The following is a 23,315-nucleotide window of genomic DNA, read 5'->3' on the forward strand; positions in this document are numbered from 1 at the left end:
TGTTGCTTTATCCAAGTAAGAAGCTTTTAACTTCATTGAGAGGAACTACCATGCAAACATCGAAACTGTTCAATACCCTGGTTGCCGCTATCGTACTGTCGGGCGCCTCGATCACCGCTTCGCATGCCGCTGACTCCGCACCAAAAGCACAAGCTCCTGCTGACACCGTCGTGGCCGCCAACGCTGCCGCAGCCGTCCCTGATGAAACCATCACTTCCTCGGCCAAGGCCGCCCTGAGCGCCGATGCGCAAGCCGCCGCCCTGCCAGTCAAGGTAGCAACCCAGCAAGGTGTGGTCGTCCTGTCGGGCGACGTGCCGAGCGCCGAAGCGGGTGACCGCGTCGTGCAGATCGTCGCTTCCGTGAGCGGCGTGAAAGAAATCAAGAACGAGCTGAAAGTCAAAGCCGCCGGTTAATCCCCTCGCGCTGTACTTTACTCCGGGTTGCCCTGTCTGCGGACAGGGCATTTTTTTGCCTGGTTGAAAACATTACGTAGGTCGGATTAGCGCGCAGCGCGTAATCCGACAACATTGTTGGCCAGCGCTGGTGGTGTTGTCCGATGACGATCCTGCGGACCTAATCCGGCCTGCAAATCGCCCTCCATTGCGCATGGTACGCGGTCAAACCATCCACTTCCATCATGGGCTCCACCGTCGCCTCCATCGCCGGCACCTCGCCCCAGCGGTGCAGCATCCAGCCGCCGCACGTCGTGCCGCTGGCGTCTTGCGACACGCTCACTTCCTGCCCTGGCCGCAAGGCCGCCAGCAGGGCGGCGAAATGCGGGTTGTCCGTGAAACTGCCTTCCACCGTCACGGTCCCCTGGGCATCGAGGGCATCGAGGCAATAATCGCTCATCAGCGCGCAATACAGGGTGGCCAGCGCATAGCGTTCCTGGGCCGTACGTGGTGCCGGCCCGACGATGCGCCCCGCCTGCCCGACGAAGGGGCCGCCGGACTCGGCAAAACAGGGCAGCGCCAGGCTACCCTGCTTGACCAGGCGGGCGATATCGTCCACGCCGCACACTTGAGGTTCGCTGCCCGCCAGCACGGCAAATTCGCGCCCGCCCATGAAGCGCATGCAAGCCACGGGTTGGCCCAGCGCATGCACGTTGGCCAGCATGTCGGCCGTTTCATCGAGCCGGCCGAGGGGCGCGCCCAAGGCGGCGGCAATGGCCCAGGTGCCGGTCGACAAGACCGTGCGCGGCTGGGCTTGCTCCTGCGCATCGAGATAACGCAGCAGCGAGGCATTGCTGTCATGGATGCCGCACAGCACCTGGCAATCGGGCAGCAAGCCATTGCTCTCGCGCCACTGCGGCAGCACGGGTCCCAGCGCCGTCCATGCCGCTTGCAGTGGGGGAAACAACGGCGCCCAATCCATGGTCTCCACCAGCGACGAATAGGCCCCTTGCTGCGGCCGCCATAAATCCGTATGGCAACCGAGCGAGGTCACTTCGCTGGCGGCCACGCCCGATAGCCGCCAGGCCCAGTATTGCGGATAGGTCAGGATATGGCGCGCGCGGGCAAATTCCTGCGGGTAGGTTTTGGCGAGCCAGAACAGCTGCAAGCCCAGGTTCAGGCCGCAGGGCAATTGCGGCGACAGGCTGTCGCCGAACGCGGGCCGCAAGCTGGCATACTCTGCCGCCAGCGATTGCGGCAAGGTCGATTCATAATCGAGGATGGGCAGCACCAGGCCGGCATCGTCGACCAGCGCCGCCGTGGCGCCGTGCGTGACGGGCACGATGGCGGTGACGTGCGCCAGGCGCGCAAAAGCGGCCAGGCCCGTTTGCAGCCAGTCCCACAGCCCTTCCGTATCGTGGTGCGGATACGGCCCCGCGTGCACGATGCTGTTCGGGCGGCGCTGCTCGGCCAGGATGGCGCCGGCGGCGTCCAGCAGGGTCAGCTTGGCATTCGTCTTGCCGATATCGAATACTACGGTGGCGTCGATGGTCACGGCCGTCCTTATGCGAGGTGAAACATGGGGGTTAAAGGCACGGCGACGGGCGAGGCATCGGCCTGCGTTTCCATCAGGTCGGCCATATGTGCCCACCAGCGGCGCATCACGGGATGCTGCGGCAGCGCCTCCATCGTGTGGCCGTCCATGCGGCGCAGCACGGCGAACAGCGCGCCCGTAGCCTCATCGAGAAAGATGCTGTAGTCGCGCACGCCGGACTCGTGCAGCAGGCTGGCCAGCTCGGGCCAGATGGCGTCGTGGCGGCGCTGGTATTCGGCGGCATGGCCGGGTTTCAACTGCATCTTGAAAGCGATCTGTTGCATGGTTTATTTCCGTGTGTGCTTGCGGTTCAACAGGCGTGGCAGTGCAATCGTGATCAGCAGCAAGATGCCGACGACGATCGTCATGATGACGCCAGGAATATTGAGCAGCGCCAGGCCATACGTGACCATGCCCAGCAGCAGCACGGCCAGCAGCACGCCGCCGATGCTGCCCTTGCCGCCGGCGATGCTCACGCCGCCGAGGATGACCATGGTGATCACTTCGAGTTCCCACCCCATGGCGATGTTTGGGCGCGTGCTGCCGATGCGTCCCGTCAGCAGCCAGGCGGCCAGGCCCGCCATGGCGCCGGTGGCCACGAACAGGGCGAAGCGGTAGCGGTCCACGGCCACACCGGAAAAGCGCGCCGCGCCCGGATTGCAGCCGATGGCAAAGATGCGCCGGCCCCAGCTGGTCGCATGCAGCAGCACGGCAAACAGCGCGCAAAACACCAGCAAGATAACGAAGGGGCGCGGCACGATATCGAAGAAATAGCCTTGCCCCCAGTCGATCAGCAGTGGCGGATAGCCGGTGTAGGCCTGGTCGCCCAGGATCACGCTGGCCAGGCCGCGGAACAGGGCCACGGTGCCGATCGTCACGACGATCGACGGCAGGGCGAAGCGCGTCACCAGCACGCCGTTCAGGCAGCCGCAGAGGGCGCCCATGGCCAGCGCGACGAACAGCAAGCCTTGCGGCGGCACGCCGTGGTGATGCGCAAACCCCATCGCCACCGAGGACAGCGCCAGGATGCCGGAGACGGAAATGTCGATCTCGCGGCAAATGATCAGCAAGGCCATTGGCAGCGCGATCAACGCCTTCTCGCTGAAGTTGAAGGTGCTGTCGGCCAGATTGTAGGCGTCGAGGAAATTCGGCAGCAGCACGCTGTTGGCCGCGAAGACGGCGATCAGCAGCAGCGCCAATAACGCTTCCCAATGGGCAAAATACTGGCCGATGCGGTGTGCCTTGCGGTCGAGGATGGTGTAGCGCGAGCGCACGGGTACGCTGTCCGGCGCTTCGCTATGCAAGGTCTGTGAAGTGGCGTTCATGCGGCGCTCCTGCGGGTCGAGGGGGCTTGTAGCGTGAGCGGCAAGATCTGGCGGCCCATGTTCCTGGTGCCGCGCGCATTGAGCAGCACGGCCGTGAGGATCACGATCCCTGTTAGCGCGCTTTGCCAGAAGGGCGAGACCTTGACGATGGGCAAGGCATTGTTGATGACGGCCAGGAACAGCGAGCCGAGCACCGCGCCGCCCACCGTGCCGGCGCCGCCGGCGATGCTGATGCCGCCGATCACGCAGGCGGCGATCACGGTAAATTCAAAGCCATATGCGATTTCCGAATACGCCACGGCGTAGCGCGCCACCCACAGATAGCCGCACAGGCCGGCCATCAGGCCCGACAGGCCATACGTCCACAGCAGCCGGCGCGCCGTGGCGATACCGACATAGCGGGCCGCCTGCGGCTGGTTGCCGATCGCATACAGGTCGCGGCCGAAGCGCGTGTAGCGGGCCAGGAAACAGGTTGCCAGGATGGCCGCCAGCGCGATCCACACGAGGTGCGTCACGCCCAGCAGGCGCGCCAGCGGAAAGTCGATGAAGGCGGCCGGCATCTGGTGCGACGATACCCAGGCGCCGCCCGACAGCACGAATACCAGGCCCCGGTACACGCTCATGGTGCCCAGGGTCACGACGATGGGCGGCAGGTCCAGGTAGCCGATCAGGTAACCGTTGATCAGGCCCAGCAGCAGGCCGATGCCCAGCGCCGCCAGCACCACCAGCGGCAGCGGCAAGTGCGGATACTGCACGGCCAGCAAGGCCGACAGCATGCCCGACAGCGCCAAATTGGATGCCACCGACAGGTCGATGCCGCGCGTAATGATGACGAACATCTGCGTCAGCGCCAGCATGATCAGCAAGGTGCTGTCGGTGAGCAGGTTGGCCAGGCTGCCCGGGGTCAGGAAAACGGGCGAGCGCAGGCCCACCAGCAGCACCAGCAGCACGATCAGCAGTGCCAGCTGGATTTCACGTTGCTTCAGATAGCGCATGTCAATTCCTCGATCGGATGGCCGCTGCCGGACGCGGCGGCGACGACGTTTTCCGGGGTCGCCTGGGCGCGCGGAAAGACGCGGTGGATATGGCCCTGGTGCATGACCACGATGCGGTCCGCCATGCCCAGCACTTCCGGCAACTCGGACGAGACGAGGATCACGGACAGGCCTTGCGTGACGAGCTCGCTGATGAAGCGGTGCACGGCCGCCTTGGAGCCGATATCGATGCCCTTCGTGGGTTCATCGAGAATGATCACGCGGGGCTTGGTGGCCAGCCACTTGGCCAGCACGACTTTTTGCTGATTGCCGCCCGACAGTTCCGACACCATCTGCGTAAAGTGGCTGGCCTTCAATTCCAGCTGCTCGCTCAGGTGGCGCGCGATGGCCGTCTCCTGCGCGCGCCGTGGCCGCAGGAAAAAGCCGATGCTGTCCAGAATCGGCAAGGTGATGTTTTGCACGATGGACATCGACAGGTGCGCGCCTTGGTGCTGGCGGTCTTCGGGCACATACGCGATGCCGTGCCGGATGGCGTCGCTGGCGCAGCCGATGCGCACTTTCTCGCCGGCGATGGTGATCGTGCCGCGCACGCCCTCGGTCAAGCCGAACAGCGCTTGCATCACTTCCGAGCGGCCCGCGCCGACCAGGCCGTAGAAGCCGACGATCTCGCCTTGCCGCACGGAGAAACTGACGCCGTGAAATTCCGTCGCATGGCACAGTTGCGACACTTCCAGCAAGGTTGGTCCCAGGGGGACGTCGACCTTGGGAAACACTTGCTGAATGGTGCGCCCGACCATCAGCGACACGAGCTGCGGTTCGCTGATGTCGGCCATTGCGCCGGCGGCGACGAAATGGCCGTCGCGCAGCACTGTATAGGTGTCGGCGACGGTAAAGATTTCATCGAATTTGTGCGAAATGAAAATCACCGCCGTGCCCGCCGCGCGCAGCTGGGCGATGATGCGGTACAGCTCATGGATTTCGCGCTGCGACAGCGAGGCGGTGGGCTCGTCCATGATCACCACGCGCGCCTCTTGCGACAGGGCGCGCGCGATTTCCACGAAGTGGCGTTGCGCCACGCTCAATTCCTTGACCTTGGCCAATACGGGTAACTGCACTTCCAGGCGCGCGAAGATCTGCTCGGCCTCGGCCGCCATGCGTGGCCAGTCTATGCGCGGCGGGAAACCCGTTTGCGGCTGGCGCCCGATATAGATGTTTTCGGCCACCGTCAGTTCGTCGAACATCATGGTTTCCTGGTGCACGGCGGTAATGCCGGCATCCATCGCATCTTGCGGATTGGAAAACAGCACAGCCTTGCCGCCCAGTTCCATGCTGCCCGCATCCGGTTGATAAATGCCCGTCAACGTCTTGACCAGGGTCGACTTGCCGGCGCCGTTTTCACCGATCAGCGCCATGACTTCACCGGCGCGTACGGTCAGCGCCACGTCTTTCAGCGCGGTGACGCCATGGAAGTGCTTGCAGATGCCATGCAGGCGCAACACCGGCGCCGCGTTCTGCGCAATAGGGGGATTCTGTGACATAGCCATTCACACTTGAGAGATATTCGCAGGTCGGGTTAGCGCGCCAGCGCGTAACCCGACAACATTGTTGGCTTTACCGGTGATATCGGATTACGGCGCTTCGCGCCTGATCCGACCCACGGCCGTCGGTACACAAACAAATCAGAATATCTTCGAGAACTTGTCGACGTTATCCTTGTTGTAGGTGAACGGCGGCGCCAGCGCCGCTTCGCCGCCCGCATCGAGTGTCAGCTTGCCCATGCGGCCGACGGCGATGCTTTCGCCCGGCTTGCCGCTGGCCTTGCCGGTGACGAATTGATGGGCGGCATACGTGGCGGCGTAACCGAGGTCGATCGGGTTCCAGATGGCAAAGCTTTTCACGGCGCCGCTCTTCACGTGGCCGGCCATTTCCGACGGTAAGCCCAGGCCCGTCACATACACCTTGCCCACGAGTTTCTCGTCGACCACGGCCTTGCCGGCCGCATTGATGCCCACGGTGGTTGGCGCGATGATGGCTTTCAGGTTCGGGTTGCTGCGCAGCAGGCCGATCGCTTCGCGGTAGCTCTTGTCGGACTGGTCGTCGCCATACACGGTGGCCACCAGCTTGATCTTGGCGTACGCAGGCTGGGCCAGCGTTTTTTTCATTTCGCCGATCCAGATGTTCTGATTCGTCGCCTGCGCCGTGGCCGACAGGATGGCGATCTCGCCCGTGCCGCCGATGGCGTCGGCCGCCATTTCAATCTGTTTCTGGCCGATCAGGGCCGGGCTGGACGGGTTCAGCTGCATCAAACGCCCCTCCTTGGCCAGGCCGCTGTCGAAGGAAATGACCTTGATGCCGCGCTGCATGGCTTTCTTGGTGATCGGCACGAGCGCATTGGCATCGTTGGCGGAAATGACGATGGCGCTGACCTTCTGGCTGATCAGCGAGCTGATGATTTCGATCTGCCCTTCCGCCGTCGCCGTGGTGGGCCCCGTGTAAATGACTTCCACGTCGCCCAGCTGCTTGGCCGCCTCGTTCGCCCCTTCGTGGGCGGCGTCGAAGAAGCCGTTGCCCAGGCTCTTGACGACCATGGCGATCTTGATTTTTTCCGCCGCCTGCGCGCTGGCGGCCAGGCAGCCGATCATGCACATGCTCAATGCCGTCACCATCATTTTGTTCAATTTCATGCCGCGTCTCCTTTTTTATTGTTGCTGCCGGGGCGGTAGACACCATGTCTCCAGCCCTCTGTTTTTGCCACTGACTAGGTATTGCCTATTGCTCTTGCCACGCCTGCTCCGCCGGCGACAGCGGCGCCGCCATCGCCTCGGGGACGACAGCCAGTACCTTGACGCCCGACTGCTCCAGCATCTGCACGGCCGCGTCCGAAGCGCCCGTGTCCGTGATGACGCAGGACACACGGTTCAGGCCGCACAGGATCAGGCCTGCCTTCCTGGCAAACTTGGAACTGTCGGCCAGGACAATCAACTCCTCGGCCTGGCTGATCAGGCGTTTCTCGGCCTGGATCAGCAGGGGATCCGCTTCCATCAAGCCCAGCATCGACAGGCCGTACACGCCCATGAACATTTTTCCCGCGTAATGATGCTGGCTGATGTCGTTGTCGAAGGGACTCAGGATGACGTTTTGCTCGCGATACACCTTGCCGCCGGGCAGGATGATTTCATTCTCGCTGGACATCAGCAGGCGCTCGGCCATCAGGAAGGAATTGGTGAGGATTTTCAGCCGCTTGTCGACCAGGAACTCGACCATGCGGTAGGTGGTGGTACCGCCATTGATGATGATGGTGTCGCCATCGGCGCACAGGCCGCAGGCGTGGCGGGCGATGGCGCGCTTTTGCGCGGCGCAGCGGTCCAGGTTGTTTTGAAAGGTTTCACCCGACAGCGCAAACGTACGCTGTTTTTTTTGCGGCAGGCTCTCGGCGCCGCCGCGGGTGCGCACCAGCAGGCTGCGCTCGGCCAGCCAGGCGATATCGCGCCGCACCGTCGCCGGCGAGGAATTGAGCCAGTCGACCAATTGGTCGACGCTCGCCACGCTATGTTCGGCGAGTAGTTTCAGCAAGCCTTTGCGGCGTTTGTGATTAACCACGTTGTCTCCTTTTTGAGTCCTCTCCCGTACCAGCTGCCCGGGGACGACTTCTTTATCGGTGAGCCAGCCTAAGCAGTTGAGCAGTGCATGTCAACAATCAATCAATCAACATCGTGATTATTTGGATAGCGCGCAAATGCGTGATCGGAGTTCCAATCAACCTGGTGATTATTTGCGTTTCTCTCACGTTTTTGATTGCTTGTTGATTGACATGATTGGCACGCTGGCTTCTACTGAGTGCTGCCGTCATGGCATCCCGCACACAGATGCGGCCATGGCGATCCGCACGCACAACCAAGAATGGAGACACTGTATGACCGCCACGATGGACATCACACCACCTGCACCCATGGCCTCGCTATGGGACGATGCGCACGCCGCGACCTTGAGCGAACCGGAGCTTTTGCTGTACCGTTCCAACCTGCTCGGTTCCGACATGCGCATCACCAATTTCGGCGGCGGCAATACCTCGGCCAAGATCCGCATGACGGATCACCTGACCGGCGACGAGGTCGAGGTGCTGTGGGTGAAAGGCTCCGGCGGCGACCTGGGCAGCATCAAGCTCGACGGCTTTTCCACCCTGTACATGGACAAGCTGCGCGCGCTGAAGGGCCGCTACCGTGGCCTGGCGCTGGAAGATGAAATGGTCGCCTACCTGCCCCATTGCACTTTCAATTTGAACCCGCGCGCGGCCAGCATAGACACGCCCCTGCATGCGTATATCGCGCGCAAGCATGTCGACCATATGCACCCGGACGCCGTGATCGCGATCGCCGCCTGCGCCAACAGCCAGGCACTGACGCACAAGATTTTCGAAGGCGAACTGGGCTGGCTGCCGTGGCAGCGTCCCGGCTACGACCTGGGCCTCAAACTCGAAGCGCTGTCGCAGTCGCAGCCGCATTTGAAAGGCATCATCCTCGAAGGCCATGGCCTGTTTACGTGGGGCGATACGGCCAAGTCCTGCTATGAAACCACCTTGGCCATCATCAAGCGCGCGGAAGACTGGCTGGCCGCCAACACGACGCAGCCGGCGTTCGGCGGCGCCAAATCCGCGCCGTTGCCGGCGCACGAGCGCGCGGCCCTGGCGCAGCGTTTGATGCCTGTGCTGCGCGGCAAGATCAGCCAGGACGAGTACAAGCTGGGCCACTTCGACGACAGCGCCAACGTGCTCGAGTTCGTTTGCAGCGCCGACCTGCTGCCGCTGGCCGCGCTCGGTACCTCGTGCCCCGACCATTTCCTGCGCACCAAGATCCGCCCCTTCGTCATCGACTTCGATCCGGCCTATCCTGATTTTGACCGTTTGGTCGCCGGCCTGGACGAGGCGCTGGCCGCCTACCGCGCCGACTACCTCGCCTATTACACGCGCTGCAAGCACGACAACAGCCCCGCCGTGCGCGACGCCAACCCCATCATTTATCTGATCCCCGGCGTGGGCATGCTGTCGTTCGCCAAGGATAAGGCCACGGCGCGCATCGCCGGCGAGTTCTATGTCAATGCCATCAATGTGATGCGCGGCGCCAATGGCGTCGACACCTATGTGGGCTTGCCGGAACAGGAAGCGTTCGATATCGAATACTGGCTGCTGGAAGAAGCCAAGCTGCAGCGCATGCCCAAACCCAAAAGCCTGGCCGGACGCATTGCGCTGGTGACGGGCGGCGGCGGCGGCATCGGCCAGGCCGTGGCGCGCCAGCTGCTGCAGGAAGGCGCTTGCGTGATGCTCACCGATATCGACGGCGCCGCGCTGGAAGAGGCGGAGCAGAGCCTGCTGAAGGTGGCGGGACGCGACAATATCGCCACGGTGCGGGCGAACATCACGGCCGAAAACGACGTCGAGGCCATCCTGAATGCGGCCGCGCTGCGCTTTGGCGGCATCGACCTGCTGGTGTCGAACGCGGGCATCGCTTCCTCGGCGCCGCTGGAAGAAACGACCCTGGAGATGTGGGAACGCAACCAGTCGATTTTGGTGACCGGCTATTTTCTCGTCAGTCGCGCCGCCTTCCGCATCATGCAGCAGCAGAAGCTCGGTGGCAGCATGGTGTTTGTCGCCAGCAAGAATGGCCTAGTGGCATCGGCCGGTGCCTCGGCCTATTGCACCGCCAAGGCGGCGGAAATCCATCTGGCCCGCTGCATCGCGCTCGAAGGGGCGCCGCACGGCATCCGCGTCAACGTGGTCAACCCCGATGCCGTCATTCGCGGTTCGCGCATCTGGGATGGCAAGTGGAAGGAAGAGCGGGCCGCCTCGAACAAGATCGAGACGGGCGACATTGAGGAATTCTATCGCCAGCGCAGCATGCTCAAGCGTAGCGTGCTGCCGGAAGATATTGCCGAAGCCGTGTATTTCCTTTCCAGCGACAAGGCTGCCAAGAGCACGGGCAATATCATCAATGTCGACGCGGGCAACGCGGCCGCATTTACACGTTAATCTAAAAAAACGACGCAGCCGGCCATGGCGCCGCTGCGCGCAAGGAGACAAGATGCATACCATGATCGATAGCGGCCTTGTGGCCGACCACAATGCCAAGCTGCAAGCGAACCTGGACGCCGACTATGCGGCCCTGGGCGGCGTGCTGGCCCGCCGCGGCCAGGATATCGAGCAATTGACGGCGCTGGCGCAAACCTTCGCCGTGGCCGTACCCAGCTGGGGCACCGGCACGGGCGGCACGCGCTTTGCCCGTTTCCCCGGCCTGGGCGAACCGCGCAACGTGTTTGAAAAGCTCGAAGATTGCGCCGTCATCAACCAGCTGACGCAAGCGACGCCCGCCGTCTCGCTGCATTTTCCATGGGACAAGGTCAGCGACACGGCCGCCCTGCGCGAGACCGCCCAGGCTTACGGCCTGGGCTTTGACGCCGTCAATTCGAATACCTTCCAGGACCAGGCCGGACAGGCGCAGTCGTACAAATACGGCAGCCTGACGTCGCACAGCGCGGCCGTGCGCGCGCAGGCCGTCGAGCACAATATCGAATGCATCGAACTGGGGCGTACGCTGGGCTCGACGGCGTTGACGGTATGGGTGGGCGATGGCGCGAATTTTCCGGGCCAGCACAATCTGCGCGGCGCGCTCGAGCGCTACCTCGACAGCATGCGCGACATCTACGGCGCCCTGCCGGCCGACTGGCAATTATTCATTGAACACAAGCTGTTCGAGCCAGCCTTCTATGCCACCACGATTGCCGACTGGGGCACCAGCTTTGCCTGCGCCAGCGCGCTGGGACCGAAGGCCAAATGCCTGGTCGACCTGGGCCACCATGCGCCGAACACGAACATCGAAATGATCGTCGCGCGCCTGGCGCAGTTCGGCAAACTGGGCGGCTTCCATTTCAATGACAGCAAGTACGGCGACGACGACCTCGATTCGGGCAGCATCAACCCTTTCCAGCTGTTCCTCGTGTTCAACGAGCTGGCCGATGCGGCCGCGCGCGAGGGCGCCGCCTTCAACCCTGCCTACATGCTGGACCAGTCGCACAATGTGACGGACCCCATCGAAAGCCTGATGAGCAGTGCCGTCGAAGTGCAGCGCGCTTTCATCCAGTCCGCACTGGTCGACCGCGCCGCCCTGCGCCATTACCAGGAAGCCAACGACGTGCACGCCTCGGCGCAAGCACTGAAACAGGCGTTCCGCACTGATGTGAGCGCCATCCTGGCCATGGCACGCCAGCGTTCGGGCGCCGCCATCGATCCTGTGGCCTGCTACCGCAGCAGCGGCTATCGGGAGCAGCGCGGCGTGGCGCGCCCCCCCAAGGCGGGCGCCAGCAGCAGCGGCATCGTGTAAGGCGGGTAGCGAGTGGGAGCCGTGCTGCTTCCGGGCAAGCTGCCTGGAAGCAGGTAGAATGGCTGGCACTGGCGCCGTTCCCGGCGCCGTTTGTCATCCCCGGCACAGCGTTCTGTTGCAAGGCTGCGCCGTTACCAGGCTACCGCATGTCTTCTTTTTCTCCCACTGCCCTGCTGCGCAATCTGAAACCCGATAATTTCACCATCGCCCTGCTCGTCACCGTGGCGCTGGCCACCTTCCTGCCCTGCACGGGCCAGACGGCCGTGGTCTTCGGCAACATCACCACCGTCGCCATCGGCGCCCTGTTCTTCCTGCATGGCGCCAAGCTGTCGCGCGAAGCCGTGGTGGCCGGCGCCATGCACTGGCGTTTGCACTTGCTGGTGCTGGCCAGCACCTTTGTCCTGTTTCCGCTCTTGGGCCTGGCCCTGCGCCCGCTGGCGCTGACCTTCCTCACGCCCGACCTGTACATGGGCATCTTGTTCCTGTGCGCGCTGCCGTCCACCGTGCAGTCCTCGATCGCCATGACGGCCATGGCGCGCGGCAACGTGCCGGCCGCCATCTGCAGCGCCTCGGCTTCGAATTTCATCGGCATCTTCCTCGCCCCCATCCTCGTCGGCTTGCTGGTGGCCAAGGGCGCGGAAAGCAAATCGTCCGTGGACGCCGTGCTGTCCATCGTCATGCAGCTGCTGCTGCCGTTTTTGGCCGGCCAGTGCCTGCGCCGCTGGATCGGCCGCTGGGTCGACCGCCATAAAGCCACCTTGAAATACGTCGACCAGGGTTCGATCTTGCTGGTGGTCTACACGGCCTTCAGCGAAGCCGTCAGCGAAGGCCTGTGGCATACGATCTCGGTGGAAACCCTGGTCGCCCTGGGCCTGATCAGCACCTTGCTGCTGGCGCTGGTGCTGGGCATCTCCACCTTCGTCAGCCGCCGTCTGGGTTTTAACAAGGAAGATGAAATCGCCATCGTCTTTTGCGCTTCGAAGAAAAGCCTGGCCAGCGGCGTACCGATGGCCAAGGTGCTGTTTTCCACCCGTTCGCTGGGCATGGTGATCCTGCCGCTGATGCTGTTTCACCAGATTCAGCTGATGATCTGCGCCGTGATCGCGCAGCGTTATGCAAGGCGCGATGAGGGACAGGACGTGCCGGCGACAACGCTGTGATGGCGATCCTGCTCTAGCCGCAGCGCCTGCCTCAGCCCCGCCACTATGACCGCGTAAGCCTGTTGCCTGCTGGCCGCATCGGGCGCGCGCAGCACGTACGCCGGGTGATACACGGCAATCACCGAGCGTCCCGCATGCTCGATCAGCGTGCCGATCAGCGGTGTCATGCTTGCCGCGCCATCCTGCAGGATGGACTTCAAGGCCGTGCTGCCCAGCGCGACGATCACCTGCGGCTGGACGCGCTCAATCTCTTCTTCCAGCCAGCCATGACAGGCGAGGATCTCGCGCTGCGCGGGCGTCTTGTGCAGGCGGCGCTTGCCGCGTGGCTCCCACTTGAAATGCTTGACGGCGTTGGTCAGATAGATGCTGTCGCGCGCCATGCCCGCTTCCTGCATGGCTTGCTCGAGCAGCACCCCGGCCGGGCCTACGAACGGCAAGCCGGCCAGGTCTTCCTGGTCGCCCGGCTGCTCGCCCACAAGCATGATGCGCGCCTGTGCCGGGCCAATGCCGGGCACGGCTTGCGTGGCGCTTTTCCACAGTTCGCAGCGGCGGCACTGGTCCAGGCTTGTCGCTACTTCGCGCACTGGCTGGGCGCGCTCGGCGACAATCGGAATCATGGCCGCGCCGCTGCGCTGGCCCACGCTGGCCGTCTGGCCCGTGCGGCGTTCGCCGTTGGCGGCGCCGCTGAGCATGGCGGGCACGATGGCGCCTTCCGGCAGGTTTTTCCAGAAGCGCGAGGGGATATGGCTGTGCAGCAAATCCGCATTCACGCGCGCGGGGTTGAAGATGCTGCGGTAGTAGGTCAGCCATAGCGCTTCGCCCGCATCGTCGATGTCGGCCGCGCCGCGCAGCAGGGCCGGTCCCGCGTGCAAGGTCGTGCCATCCCACAGCATGCTGGCGGCGGGCGTGGCGATCATCCAGCTGGTAGCTCCCATGCGGCGGGCGAAGTGGCGCGCCACCTGCGGCAGCACGTCGTGCACGGGTTCGAACCAGGCAACAAAACGCGGTGCCCCTTCCGCTTCGCTGCGTTCGCGAAAGCGCACATACGCATGCATGTCGTGCTCTTCGCGGTGCACGGCCTTGACCATGGCGTGCAGGCGCGCGCCGTCCGCGTCGGCCGGCGACATCACGTCGTGCTGGCCCTGCTGCCAGCGCCAGAGCACCTGGTACAGGAAGGCCCAGCGGTCATGCACGTTGAAACAGGCGGCGCTTTCCAGCAATTCCACCAGTGGACGGGGCAGGCGCAGCAGTGGCGCGCTGGCATCCGTGGCATCCGGCGTGGCGGAAAACAGGTCGCCCTCACCGTGTTGACACTGCCAGGCAACGTCGGCAGGTGGCACGCCACGCGCGATCAGTTCCCTTGCTGCCGCGCGCCACTCGTCGAACGATTGCGCCAGCCGCACCGCCGTACTCATGCGGCCTGCAGCTCCGGCCACAGATTCATCTGCTGCGGCGCTTCCGCCATGGCGCGCCGCAGGTGTTCGGAGGCGGTGGTGTCGCGCGCGGGAAAGTAGTCGGCCGTGATGATGAACGGCGCGATTTTCTTCATGCTGCAGCGCAGGCGCGACAGGTCGGCGTAGCGCACCTGCCGCAGCCGCCGCAGGTCGACGATGCGCTGGGCATTGCGCAAGCCGATACCGGGCACGCGGGCGATCATGTGCTGCGCCGCGCGGTTCAAGTCCAGCGGAAAATGTTCGCGGTGGGCCAGCGCCCACGCCAGTTTTGGGTCGATATCGAGCGCCAGGTTGCCGCCCGTGGCGGGCAGCAGTTCGCTGGCCTGGAAACCATAGCTGCGCAGCAGGAAATCGGCCTGGTACAACCTGTGTTCGCGCAGCATCGGCGGCGGCGCCAGCGGCACGCTTTTCGGACTGTCGGGGATCGGGCTGAAGGCCGAGTAGTACACGCGCTTGAGTTTATAACTGCCGTACAGGGTCTCGGCCGTGGAGAGGATCTGCTGGTCGTCGCTGGCGTCGGCGCCGACGATCATCTGCGTGCTTTGCCCGGCCGGCGCGAAACGCGGTGCGCGCGGTTCTTCCGCTTTCTCGTCGAGCTTGCGGCGTATCGACCCCATCGCCAGCTTGATCGTATGCACGCTTTTTTCCGGCGCCAGCTTTTGCACGCTGTCCTGTGTCGGCAGTTCGATATTGACGCTGAGCCGGTCGGCATAGCGGCCCGCCTGCGCGATCAGCGCGGGGTCGGCGTCAGGGATGGTTTTCAAATGGATGTAGCCGCGGAACTGATGCACCTCGCGCAATTCGCGCGCCACCTGCACCAGTTGTTCCATCGTGTAGTCGGCCGACTGGATGATGCCGGAACTGAGGAACAGGCCGTCGATGTAGTTGCGCAGGTAAAAGTCGCTCGTCAGTTTCACCACTTCGGCCACGGTAAAGCGCGCGCGCGGCACGTTCGACGTGCGGCGGTTGACGCAGTACTGGCAGTCGTACAGGCAGTAATTCGTCAGCAATACTTTCAGCAGCGAGACGCAGCGTCCGTCCGGCGTGTAGCTGTGGCAAATGCCCATGCCCGAGGTGGCGCCAAAGCCGTCCTTGCCGATGGAATCGCGCCTGGGCGCGCCGCTGCTGGCGCAGGACGCGTCGTACTTGGCCGCGTCGGCCAGGATTTCCAGCTTGTCCGTCAATTCCATGGCTCACCTCAATATACTGTGTTTATATACAGTATATCAGGGAATGCAGCTTGCGCTGGCTTGACCTGTGCGATGGCAGAGCGCTATATATCGGTGTATATTACGGACCAGGTTCTCTTCTCATCAAGGATACGATCATGCGCCTCACCTCCCTCGCCACACTGCTCGGCGCCGCCCTCTTCGCCACCGCCGCCTCGTCCGCCCTTGCCGGTGAAGTGGTCGTGTCGGCCGCGGCCAGCCTGACGAATGCGTTCAAGGAGGCGGCGCAGGGCTATGAGGCGCAGTATCCGGGCAGCAAGGTATCCCTGAACTTCGCCGCCTCGGGCGTGCTGCTGCAGCAGATCGTCAAGGGCGCGCCCGTGGACGTGTTTGCCTCGGCCGACCAGGAAACCATGGATGCGGCGCAAAAGCAGGGCTTCGTCTTGCCGGCCGAGCGCATGGACTTCGTCGGCAACAGCCTGGTGCTGATCGTGCCGCACGATAGCAAGCTGGGCATCAAGAGCCTGGCTGACCTGACGCACAAGGGCGTGACCCGCGTGGCCATCGCCAATCCGGCCAGCGTGCCCGTCGGCCGTTACTCGGAAGGCGCACTGAAGAAGGCGAAGCTGTGGGACGCCGTGCAACCGAAAGCCATCGGCACGCAGAACGTGCGCCAGTCGCTCGACTACGTGGCGCGCGGCGAAGTCGATGCGGGCTTTGTCTACGCCACTGACGCGGCCATCATGAAAGACAAGGTCAACGTGGTGCTCGACGTGCCGCTGGACGCGCCCGTGCTGTACCCGATCGCCACCATCAAGGGCAGCGGCAATGCGGCCGAAGCGAAGCGCTTCGTCAGCTATTTGCAGACGACGCCGGCGCAAGCCATCCTGGCCAAGTACGGCTTTAAAAAGCCATAAAGCAAACGAACGCGCATGGATATCGCCTGGACCGCGCTGGCCCTGTCGCTCAAAGTGGCGGCGTGGGCCACGGCGCTCAACTTGTTGCTCGGCATCGGTACGGGCTATCTGCTGGCGCGCACGCGTTTTCCCGGGCGCGAATTGCTCGACGCCCTGTTGACCCTGCCGATGGTGATGCCGCCCACCGTGCTCGGCTACTACCTGCTGGTGCTGCTGGGCCGGCGCGGCACCCTGGGTATCTGGCTGCAGGACAACTTCGGCATCAACCTCATCTTTACGTGGCAGGGTGCCGTGATCGCTTCCACCGTGGTCGCTTTCCCTCTCGTCTTCAAGCCCGCGCGCGCCGCCTTCGAGGCCGTCGACGGCCAGCTCGAGCAGGCGGCCCGCGTGCTGGGCATTTCGGAAATGGCGATTTTCTTTCGCGTCACGTTACCGCTGGCCTGGCGCGGCATCCTCGCCGGCGTGCTGCTGGGATTCGTGCGCGCGCTGGGCGAGTTTGGCGCCACCCTGATGGTGGCCGGCAGCATTCCCGGCAAGACACAGACCCTGTCGGTGGCCGTGTATGAAGCCGTGCAGGCGGGCCAGGACGACGTGGCCAATACGCTGGTCGTGATCATCTCGGTGGTCTGCATCGTGGTGCTGCTGTCGGCTGGCCGCCTGGCGCCCGGGCGCGTCGCGCACAAAGGACGCTGAGGATGACGCCCATGCAACTCGACCTCGACATCCGCGCCACCTTGCGCTCCGGCAAACGCCGCTTCGACCTGCAGGTGCAATGTACGTCCGGCAGCCAGCGCATCGCCATGTATGGCCCGTCTGGCGCCGGCAAGAGCATGACCCTGAAAGCCATTGCCGGACTCTTCACGCCGAACGAAGGCCATATCCGCCTGAACGGGCGCACCTTGTTCGACTCGGCCGCCGGCATCAATTTGCCGCCGCAGCAGCGCAATGTCGCCTACCTGTTCCAGGATTACGCGCTGTTCCCGCACCTGACGGTGCGCCAGAACGTGGGCTTTGGCCTGAGCCGCGGCTGGTTCAATCCGCGCGCGCGCGAAAAATTACAGAAGGTCGAGCATTGGCTCGACGCCTTCCACTTGCAGGAACTGGCGCACCAGTTCCCCGACGAGTTGTCCGGAGGCCAGCGCCAACGGGTGGCGCTGGCGAGGGCGCTCGTGGCCGAGCCGTCCGCGCTGCTGCTCGACGAGCCGTTTGCCGCCCTCGATCCGGCCCTGCGTGTCAAAATGCGGCTGGAACTGAGCCAGTGGCAACAGCGCCTGGACGTGCCCATAATCCTGATCACGCACGATCCGGAAGATGCGCGCATCCTGGGCGAGCACGTGCTGTACTTGCGCGACGGACAGATCGATAACAGGGAAGACCACATGGCATTGGGTGAACGCATTGGATAAATCAGCGGCAGCGGAAATCGGCCTAGAAGGCTCGGTATGGATGACGGTGGGTGGAGAAAACCTGGGCGGCGCCGGCAGGGTGGAATTGCTGGGCGCCATCGCCGAATGCGGCTCCATCACGCAGGCGGCCAAGTTGGTAAAGATGAGCTACAAGGCGGCCTGGGATGCCATCGACGCGATGAACAACCTGGCCGGCGAACCGCTGGTCGAGCGCCTGACGGGCGGCAAGGGCGGCGGCGGCACGCGGCTCACGCAACGGGGACGCCAGCTGGTCGACAATTTCCGCATCATCGAGCGCGAGCATGCGCGCTACCTGCGCCAGCTGGGCAGCCAGGCCGAAGGCATCGCCGACGATCTTTTACTCATACGGAGAATGGCCATGAAAACGACGGCGCGTAATCAATTCCTCGGCAAGGTGGCCGAACTGAAACAGGGCGCCGTCAACGACGAAGTCACCCTGGAATTGCCGGGCGGCCAGCACATCGTGGCCATCGTCACGCAGGGCAGCAGCGCAAGCCTGGGCCTGGTGCCGGGCGCGGAAGCGTTTGCGCTGATCAAGGCTTCGTCCATCATCCTCGTGGCCGACAGCGAAGGCGCACGCTTTTCCGCCCGCAACCAGCTGGCCGGCACGGTCACGCGCGTGCAGACAGGTGCCGTCAACACGGAAGTGGTGCTGGACTTGCCGCGCGGCGGCACGATCGCCGCCATCATCACCAATCAGAGCAGCACGGACCTGGGTATCGAACTTGGCGGCAGCGTGACGGCGATGTTCAAGGCGTCGAGCGTGATTCTCGGTGTACCCGCATAAGTGCGTAGGTCGGATTAGCGCAGCGTAATCCGACAACATTGTTGGCGCGTCCTGTCGGATTACGCGCGTAGCGCTAATCCGACCTACCCTTTTAATCCTTCAACCGCGACAACCAATCCGCCGCGGCCGCCAGCGCCAGTTCCAGCTCCTGCGCCGTGTGCGCCAGCAGGCCTGGGACTTCGTCCAGGCGACCCGCGTCGATGGCTTCCTCGGTGGCGAACGCGGCGCGGATCAGGCGTTTTGTGCCCAGGGTGCCCACGGAGCCGCGCACGCTGTGCAGGATGCGCGCCACGTCGCTGTGGCGGCCCGCCTGCAATGCCGTTTCCGCGTCGCGCACGGGCGTCATGCCCTTGTTCAGCGCGTCTTCGACCATGCGCCGCAGTACACCGCGCCCCTTCGCGTCACGTCCCATCACGCGCATCAGCGGCGCCATGGAAAACACCTCTTCATCGGCGACGCGTACGGGCTCGGCCGTCTGCACTGGCGGGCGCTTGGGCAGGTGGCGCAGGATGACTTCCATCATCTCTTCCACCACCACGGGCTTGGCGATGAAGTCGCTGATGCCGGCCGTCATGCAGCGCTCGCGCTCGGACGCCAGCACGCCGGCCGTCATGGCGATCACGGGCAGGCTCAGGCGCAGCTCCGTGCGGATGATGTGGGTGGCGCTGAAACCGTCCATGACGGGCATCTGCATGTCCATCAGCACGATGTCGTAGCGCAGCGCTTCCGTGCGCAGCCGTTCCACGGCCTGCAAGCCGTCGCCCACCACGTCGAGGGTGGCGCCCATGTGTTCGAGGATGCCGCGCGCCACGGCCTGGTTCAAATGATTGTCTTCCACCAGCAGGAAATGCACGCCGGCCAGTTCCGTGCCCAGTGGCTGGTGCAGGATGCGCTGCTCGCCGCCGTCGTTCTTGGTGATCAGTGCCTGGTGCAGGGCATCGAACAGGCTCGATCCCGTGATCGGTTTCATCAGCACGACGTCGGCCTCGGCCGCGCTGGAAATTTCCTCGAGGTGGTTGCGGGCGAAGGCGTTGACCATCACCACGATGGGCTGGCGCTGGCCGCTGGCCGCCTGGCGGATGGCCTTGGCCGTGGCCAGGCCGTCCATGACGGGCATGTGCCAGTCGGCCAGCACCACGTCGTACGGTTGCTGCTGCGCCAGGCGTTCGCGGTACAGTTCGATGGCGGCAAAGCCGGAATCGACTTCGTCGGCCAGCCAGCCCCACGCCTCGATCAGCTTGACGATCAGTTCGCGCGTGGTGCGGTTATCGTCGGCCACCAGCAGGCGCAGCTGGCCCAGTGCCGGCGTGCGCCGCGTTTCGGCCGGCTGCGCCAGCATCTCGAACGGCACGCTGAACCAGAAGCGGCTGCCCTTGCCTTCGCTGCTGGCGACGGCGATGTCGCCGCCCATCATGTGGATCAGCTGCTTGCTGATGGCCAGGCCCAGGCCCGTGCCGCCGAAGCGGCGCGTGATGCTCTGGTCGCCCTGCGAAAACGCGGCAAACAGCTGCTGTTGCTGCAGTTCCGTCATGCCGATGCCCGTGTCGCGCACTTCGAAGCGCAGCCAGGCGCGGCCGCTCTCGCTCCTGCTCTCGGCCAGGCTGACGGCCACCACCACTTCGCCGTTCTCCGTGAACTTGATGGCGTTGCCGGCCAGGTTGACGAGGATTTGCTGCAGGCGCTGGGCGTCGCCCACGAGGCGCCGCGGCACGTCGGGCTCGACGGCGATGGCCAGTTCCAGCTCCTTTTCGCCCGCATTCATCGTCATCGTCGTGGCCAGGGTATTCATGACTTCGTCGAGGTCGAATTCGACGGGCGACAGTTCCATGCGCCTCGCCTCGATCTTCGAATAGTCGAGCACGTCGTTGAGGATGCCCAGCAGCGACTGGCCCGCCACGCGCACCATGGTCAGATACTTGCGCTGTTCCGTATCGAGCTTGGTATTGCCCAGCAAATACACCATGCCCAGCACGGCATTGAGGGGCGTGCGGATTTCATGGCTCATGTTGGCCACGAAATCGCTCTTCGCGCGGTTGGCGGCCTCGGCCCGGTCGCGTTCCTGCTCCAGTTCCGCCGCGCGCGATTCGAGTTCCTGCTGCAGGCGGTCGCGCTCGCTCATCAGGCCGTTGAACGCCTCCGTCAGTTCGCCGATCTCGTCGCGCTGCTGCACCGGCACGGGGGTGAAACGGCTGCCGCTGGTACGCAGGGCCAGCAGGGTGTCGCGCAGGCGCACCAGCGGCGACAGCAGGCGCACGGTGACCCAGCCCAGAACAAATGCGGCCAGTAGCGAAGCGAGGATGCTCCACAGCACCAGCCGGTACAGCACGCCATCGAACGGTTCGAAGGCGTCCGCGACGGGCAGCGAGGTAGCCAGCAGCCAGTTCACCGATTTCAAACGCTTGAAGCTGTTGACGGCCGTGATGCCGCGGCTGTTGGTGCTGACCATGCTGCCTTCGCCATCTTCCTTCAGCAGCTGGGTGGTCGTCAGGTTGGCGCTCGGCTGGCGCGGCTGCAGCAAACGGCTGGTATCGGGGTGCAGCACGTAGCGCGGCACGGCGCCGCGCGTGAGGATGAAGTAATAGCCGCTCTTGCCGATCTTTTCCGAGCGCAGACGCCCCAGCAGGTTGTCCTTGTACAGGCGCAGCACGCCGATCACCACGCCGGCCACCTGGCCATCGGCGGCCAGCACGGGCGCCACCATCTGCACGATGGGCATGCCGCTCGACTTGCCGAGCATCGGCTCGGTGATCATGGGCTGGCGCGTGCGCAGCACGGTCTGGAAATACTCGCGCTCGGCAACGTTGATGCCGGCGCGCCCCGCCACTTCCGGCATGTCGGCCACGACGGCGCCATGTGCATCGAGCACCAGCACGTCGTCGAACAGCACCAGCATCGAGCGGCGCGAATAGTATTCGCGCAATTGGGCCGGCTGGGCCATCAGTTCCGGCGGCTGCTGCCTGGCCGTCAGGGTGACGATCTGCAGCAGCATGCCCAGCTTGTCGTCGAGCTCGGCAGCGGTGCGGCTGATCAGGGACGACTGCTGGCTCAGCAGTACTCGCGTGAAGTCGTCGCGCATATGCTGCACCTGGATCATGGTGACCAGCGCGATCATGGCGATCGAGGTCAGGCTGGTGGCCAGCGCGACTTTTGCTTTGATGCCGAGAGGCTTCATGATTTCCTTTTCAGTACCGGGCGGCACAGGCGGCAGATAATGCTGTTAGGAATTTTCCTATCAATACATCAAGTTGGCAAGCGGCGCCGCGCAAATGGCCCTCCCCGCATGGGCTTTTGACGATGTTGCCATATAATTAAAGTCGGAACGTCGTTTATTCGCCGAAATTGCCGTGAAATTGGCACACGGCAACCCTGTATGCAGTAAACTTGTTGTTGCATTTTCTAAAAGGTACCGACATGACTGAAGCGCTACTCACTCCAACCTTGCCCACAGTGACCGTGGAAGCGTTGCGTGCGCGATGCTCGACCTGCAGCATGCATCAATTGTGCCTGCCGATGGGCCTCGATATGGGCGACATGGACAGGCTGGACCAGATCATCGGCCGCCGCCGCAAGATCGTGCGCGGCGCCTCGCTGTTCCGCATCGGCGACTCGTTCCAGAACCTGTACGCGATCCGCCTGGGACACTTCAAGACGTACCAGATCAATCCGGGCGGCGAAGAGCAGGTGACGGGTTTCCAGATGGCCGGCGAACTGCTGGGCATGGACGCCATCAGCGCCGACCGCCACCACTGTAATGCGGTGGCGCTGGAAGACAGCGAAGTGTGTGAAATCCCGTTTTCCAGCCTGGAACAATTGCTGGGCAATATGCCGACCCTGCTGCGGCATTTCCACCGCATGATGAGCCAGGAAATCACGCGCGAGCAAAGCGTGATGCTGTTGCTGGGCAATATGCAGGCGACGCAGCGTTTTGCCGCCTTCATCGTCAACCTGGCGTCGCGCTATGAGGCGCGCGGCTATTCGAGCAGCAAATTCCAGCTGCGCATGTCGCGCGAGGAAATCGGCAACTACCTGGGCCTGACCATCGAGAGCGTCAGCCGTTTATTGTCGAAATTCAAGAAGGAAGGCTGGCTGCGCGTCTCGAACCGCGAGATCGAGATCCTGCAGCCTGCCAAGCTGAAAGCCATTACAGCCGGTACCGACGTCTGCAAGTAAGGCTTATAGCTCTTCATCCGCATGCAGCGCGATGCTGCGCTGCACGGGCCAGGTCCAGATGCCGGACAGGCGCCACTCGCGCTTGTCGTTTTCCACCAGCACCTGCCAGCGGCTGCGCTCGAGCATCGGCAGCGCGACCGAGAAATTGCCGGCCGCATCGGGCTGCACCAGCAGCTTGATATCCTTTTCCGGCAAAGTCGCATGCGCCAGGTGCAGCTGCAACGGCCCCTGATAGGCCTTGCCGAAGCTGTGCACGGAACCGGTCAGGCGCGCTGACGCCACGTCGTACGCCAGGCTCGTATCCATGGCCAGGTCGCTGGCGATCGTGTCGCGCTTCAAATCCTGGTTGATCGCCTTGCCCTGCTTGTAATAATCGCCCACCACCAGCGCGTCGGGCTGCGTAAACGCGATATAGCCCATGAAGCTGCCGACGACCACGGACAGGCCGGGACCGATCATCAGCAGCCATGGCCAGCGATGCTTGTACCACGGTGCAACGGGAGGCTGCAGTTTCAGACTGTCGGACATGGTATTTCTCCTGTGTAAACGGCCAGC

At 63.8% G+C, this 23,315-nt stretch carries 20 protein-coding genes; 9 read left to right on the forward strand and 11 right to left on the reverse strand.

Annotation, left to right across the window (positions count from 1 at the left end; genetic code table 11):
* Positions 1-50: 50 nt before the first annotated feature.
* Positions 51-413, forward strand: coding sequence for a BON domain-containing protein (locus tag AC54AG_RS18550; protein WP_034752546.1), 363 nt, complete (start codon positions 51-53; stop codon positions 411-413).
* Between the two features lie 160 nt (positions 414-573).
* Here the strand turns inward: AC54AG_RS18550 and AC54AG_RS18555 are convergent, their stop codons facing one another.
* The 7 genes from AC54AG_RS18555 to AC54AG_RS18585 all read right to left on the reverse strand — a co-directional run bounded on the left by AC54AG_RS18555 (position 574) and on the right by AC54AG_RS18585 (position 7,906).
* Positions 574-1,947, reverse strand: coding sequence for an FGGY-family carbohydrate kinase (locus AC54AG_RS18555; RefSeq protein ID WP_496631233.1), 1,374 nt, complete (start codon positions 1,945-1,947; stop codon positions 574-576).
* 8 nt (positions 1,948-1,955) lie between these two features.
* A complete protein-coding gene (gene rhaM / locus AC54AG_RS18560; protein WP_496631234.1) occupies positions 1,956-2,270 on the reverse strand; it encodes an L-rhamnose mutarotase in 315 nt (104 codons plus the stop codon).
* Positions 2,271-2,273: 3 nt separating this feature from the next.
* Positions 2,274-3,311: an ABC transporter permease gene (locus tag AC54AG_RS18565; protein WP_496631235.1), complete on the reverse strand. Its 1,038-nt coding sequence runs from the start codon at positions 3,309-3,311 to the stop codon at positions 2,274-2,276.
* Positions 3,308-4,306, reverse strand: a complete 999-nt coding sequence (locus AC54AG_RS18570) for an ABC transporter permease (RefSeq protein WP_070303179.1) — start codon at positions 4,304-4,306, stop codon at positions 3,308-3,310. The genes AC54AG_RS18565 and AC54AG_RS18570 overlap by 4 nt, the downstream gene beginning before the upstream one ends.
* A complete protein-coding gene (locus AC54AG_RS18575; RefSeq protein WP_257620346.1) occupies positions 4,294-5,844 on the reverse strand; it encodes a sugar ABC transporter ATP-binding protein in 1,551 nt (516 codons plus the stop codon). The genes AC54AG_RS18570 and AC54AG_RS18575 overlap by 13 nt, the downstream gene beginning before the upstream one ends.
* Before the next feature lie 141 nt (positions 5,845-5,985).
* Positions 5,986-6,972 carry a rhamnose ABC transporter substrate-binding protein gene (gene rhaS / locus AC54AG_RS18580; RefSeq protein WP_374106851.1) on the reverse strand — a complete coding sequence of 329 codons (987 nt, stop codon included), beginning with the start codon at positions 6,970-6,972 and terminating at the stop codon, positions 5,986-5,988.
* Positions 6,973-7,075: 103 nt separating this feature from the next.
* Positions 7,076-7,906 (reverse strand): DeoR/GlpR family DNA-binding transcription regulator, encoded by an 831-nt coding sequence (locus tag AC54AG_RS18585; protein WP_496631236.1) that lies wholly within the window; start codon positions 7,904-7,906, stop codon positions 7,076-7,078.
* Between the two features lie 313 nt (positions 7,907-8,219).
* On the opposite strand from AC54AG_RS18585, the gene AC54AG_RS18590 reads away from it, so the two are divergent.
* The 3 genes from AC54AG_RS18590 (at position 8,220) to AC54AG_RS18600 (ending at position 12,836) form a co-directional block, all read left to right on the forward strand.
* Positions 8,220-10,328, forward strand: a complete 2,109-nt coding sequence (locus AC54AG_RS18590) for a bifunctional rhamnulose-1-phosphate aldolase/short-chain dehydrogenase (protein ID WP_496631237.1) — start codon at positions 8,220-8,222, stop codon at positions 10,326-10,328.
* A gap of 52 nt (positions 10,329-10,380) precedes the next feature.
* Positions 10,381-11,676, forward strand: a complete 1,296-nt coding sequence (rhaI, locus tag AC54AG_RS18595; protein WP_072456103.1) for an L-rhamnose catabolism isomerase — start codon at positions 10,381-10,383, stop codon at positions 11,674-11,676.
* A 146-nt stretch (positions 11,677-11,822) separates the two neighbouring features.
* Positions 11,823-12,836 (forward strand): bile acid:sodium symporter family protein, encoded by a 1,014-nt coding sequence (locus AC54AG_RS18600; RefSeq protein WP_496631238.1) that lies wholly within the window; start codon positions 11,823-11,825, stop codon positions 12,834-12,836.
* On the opposite strand, the gene AC54AG_RS18605 is transcribed toward AC54AG_RS18600, so the two are convergent.
* Positions 12,788-14,251 carry a UdgX family uracil-DNA binding protein gene (locus tag AC54AG_RS18605; protein ID WP_496631239.1) on the reverse strand — a complete coding sequence of 488 codons (1,464 nt, stop codon included), beginning with the start codon at positions 14,249-14,251 and terminating at the stop codon, positions 12,788-12,790. The two genes, AC54AG_RS18600 and AC54AG_RS18605, sit on opposite strands and share 49 nt — an antisense overlap.
* Positions 14,248-15,480: a putative DNA modification/repair radical SAM protein gene (locus tag AC54AG_RS18610; RefSeq protein WP_034752533.1), complete on the reverse strand. Its 1,233-nt coding sequence runs from the start codon at positions 15,478-15,480 to the stop codon at positions 14,248-14,250. Before AC54AG_RS18610 ends, AC54AG_RS18605 begins: the two co-directional genes overlap by 4 nt.
* A gap of 137 nt (positions 15,481-15,617) precedes the next feature.
* Here AC54AG_RS18610 and modA point away from each other — a divergent pair, with 137 nt between their 5' ends.
* From modA to AC54AG_RS18630, 4 genes are read left to right on the forward strand one after another with little or no spacing between them, the layout of a single operon-like run.
* Positions 15,618-16,376 (forward strand): molybdate ABC transporter substrate-binding protein, encoded by a 759-nt coding sequence (modA, locus tag AC54AG_RS18615; RefSeq protein WP_496631240.1) that lies wholly within the window; start codon positions 15,618-15,620, stop codon positions 16,374-16,376.
* Positions 16,377-16,391: 15 nt separating this feature from the next.
* Entirely contained in the window at positions 16,392-17,069 is a 678-nt protein-coding gene (gene modB / locus AC54AG_RS18620) for a molybdate ABC transporter permease subunit (RefSeq protein WP_034752530.1), read from the forward strand.
* A gap of 11 nt (positions 17,070-17,080) precedes the next feature.
* The gene (locus AC54AG_RS18625; protein ID WP_496631241.1) at positions 17,081-17,782 is read left to right on the forward strand and encodes a sulfate/molybdate ABC transporter ATP-binding protein; all 702 of its coding nucleotides are present in this window, start codon (positions 17,081-17,083) and stop codon (positions 17,780-17,782) included.
* 40 nt (positions 17,783-17,822) lie between these two features.
* Positions 17,823-18,590 (forward strand): TOBE domain-containing protein, encoded by a 768-nt coding sequence (locus AC54AG_RS18630; protein ID WP_128140927.1) that lies wholly within the window; start codon positions 17,823-17,825, stop codon positions 18,588-18,590.
* Between the two features lie 91 nt (positions 18,591-18,681).
* On the opposite strand, the gene AC54AG_RS18635 is transcribed toward AC54AG_RS18630, so the two are convergent.
* Positions 18,682-21,762 carry a response regulator gene (locus AC54AG_RS18635; RefSeq protein ID WP_496631242.1) on the reverse strand — a complete coding sequence of 1,027 codons (3,081 nt, stop codon included), beginning with the start codon at positions 21,760-21,762 and terminating at the stop codon, positions 18,682-18,684.
* 239 nt (positions 21,763-22,001) lie between these two features.
* Here AC54AG_RS18635 and fnr point away from each other — a divergent pair, with 239 nt between their 5' ends.
* Complete coding sequence (gene fnr, locus AC54AG_RS18640) at positions 22,002-22,760, forward strand: fumarate/nitrate reduction transcriptional regulator Fnr (protein WP_034752524.1); 759 nt, start codon at positions 22,002-22,004, stop codon at positions 22,758-22,760.
* 3 nt (positions 22,761-22,763) lie between these two features.
* Here fnr and AC54AG_RS18645 read toward each other — a convergent pair whose 3' ends face one another.
* A complete protein-coding gene (locus AC54AG_RS18645) occupies positions 22,764-23,288 on the reverse strand; it encodes a FixH family protein (RefSeq protein WP_070303170.1) in 525 nt (174 codons plus the stop codon).
* Positions 23,289-23,315 lie beyond the last annotated feature (27 nt).

It is taken from the genome of Janthinobacterium sp. BCJ23 (assembly GCF_059617945.1).

Bases quoted from the DNA above. Each gene is read 5' to 3' on its own strand.
- AC54AG_RS18590 (WP_496631237.1), top strand. From the start codon at position 8,220: ATGACCGCCACGATGGACATCACACCACCTGCACCCATGGCCTCGCTA.
- AC54AG_RS18575 (WP_257620346.1), bottom strand. From the start codon at position 5,844: ATGTCACAGAATCCCCCTATTGCGCAGAACGCGGCGCCGGTGTTGCGC.
- modA (WP_496631240.1), top strand. From the start codon at position 15,618: ATGCGCCTCACCTCCCTCGCCACACTGCTCGGCGCCGCCCTCTTCGCC.
- AC54AG_RS18600 (WP_496631238.1), top strand. From the start codon at position 11,823: ATGTCTTCTTTTTCTCCCACTGCCCTGCTGCGCAATCTGAAACCCGAT.
- AC54AG_RS18645 (WP_070303170.1), bottom strand. From the start codon at position 23,288: ATGTCCGACAGTCTGAAACTGCAGCCTCCCGTTGCACCGTGGTACAAG.
- AC54AG_RS18605 (WP_496631239.1), bottom strand. From the start codon at position 14,251: ATGAGTACGGCGGTGCGGCTGGCGCAATCGTTCGACGAGTGGCGCGCG.
- modB (WP_034752530.1), top strand. From the start codon at position 16,392: ATGGATATCGCCTGGACCGCGCTGGCCCTGTCGCTCAAAGTGGCGGCG.
- AC54AG_RS18550 (WP_034752546.1), top strand. From the start codon at position 51: ATGCAAACATCGAAACTGTTCAATACCCTGGTTGCCGCTATCGTACTG.
- rhaS (WP_374106851.1), bottom strand. From the start codon at position 6,972: ATGGTGACGGCATTGAGCATGTGCATGATCGGCTGCCTGGCCGCCAGC.
- AC54AG_RS18610 (WP_034752533.1), bottom strand. From the start codon at position 15,480: ATGGAATTGACGGACAAGCTGGAAATCCTGGCCGACGCGGCCAAGTAC.
- AC54AG_RS18635 (WP_496631242.1), bottom strand. From the start codon at position 21,762: ATGAAGCCTCTCGGCATCAAAGCAAAAGTCGCGCTGGCCACCAGCCTG.
- fnr (WP_034752524.1), top strand. From the start codon at position 22,002: ATGACTGAAGCGCTACTCACTCCAACCTTGCCCACAGTGACCGTGGAA.
- rhaM (WP_496631234.1), bottom strand. From the start codon at position 2,270: ATGCAACAGATCGCTTTCAAGATGCAGTTGAAACCCGGCCATGCCGCC.
- AC54AG_RS18630 (WP_128140927.1), top strand. From the start codon at position 17,823: ATGACGGTGGGTGGAGAAAACCTGGGCGGCGCCGGCAGGGTGGAATTG.
- rhaI (WP_072456103.1), top strand. From the start codon at position 10,381: ATGCATACCATGATCGATAGCGGCCTTGTGGCCGACCACAATGCCAAG.
- AC54AG_RS18570 (WP_070303179.1), bottom strand. From the start codon at position 4,306: ATGCGCTATCTGAAGCAACGTGAAATCCAGCTGGCACTGCTGATCGTG.
- AC54AG_RS18625 (WP_496631241.1), top strand. From the start codon at position 17,081: ATGCAACTCGACCTCGACATCCGCGCCACCTTGCGCTCCGGCAAACGC.
- AC54AG_RS18565 (WP_496631235.1), bottom strand. From the start codon at position 3,311: ATGAACGCCACTTCACAGACCTTGCATAGCGAAGCGCCGGACAGCGTA.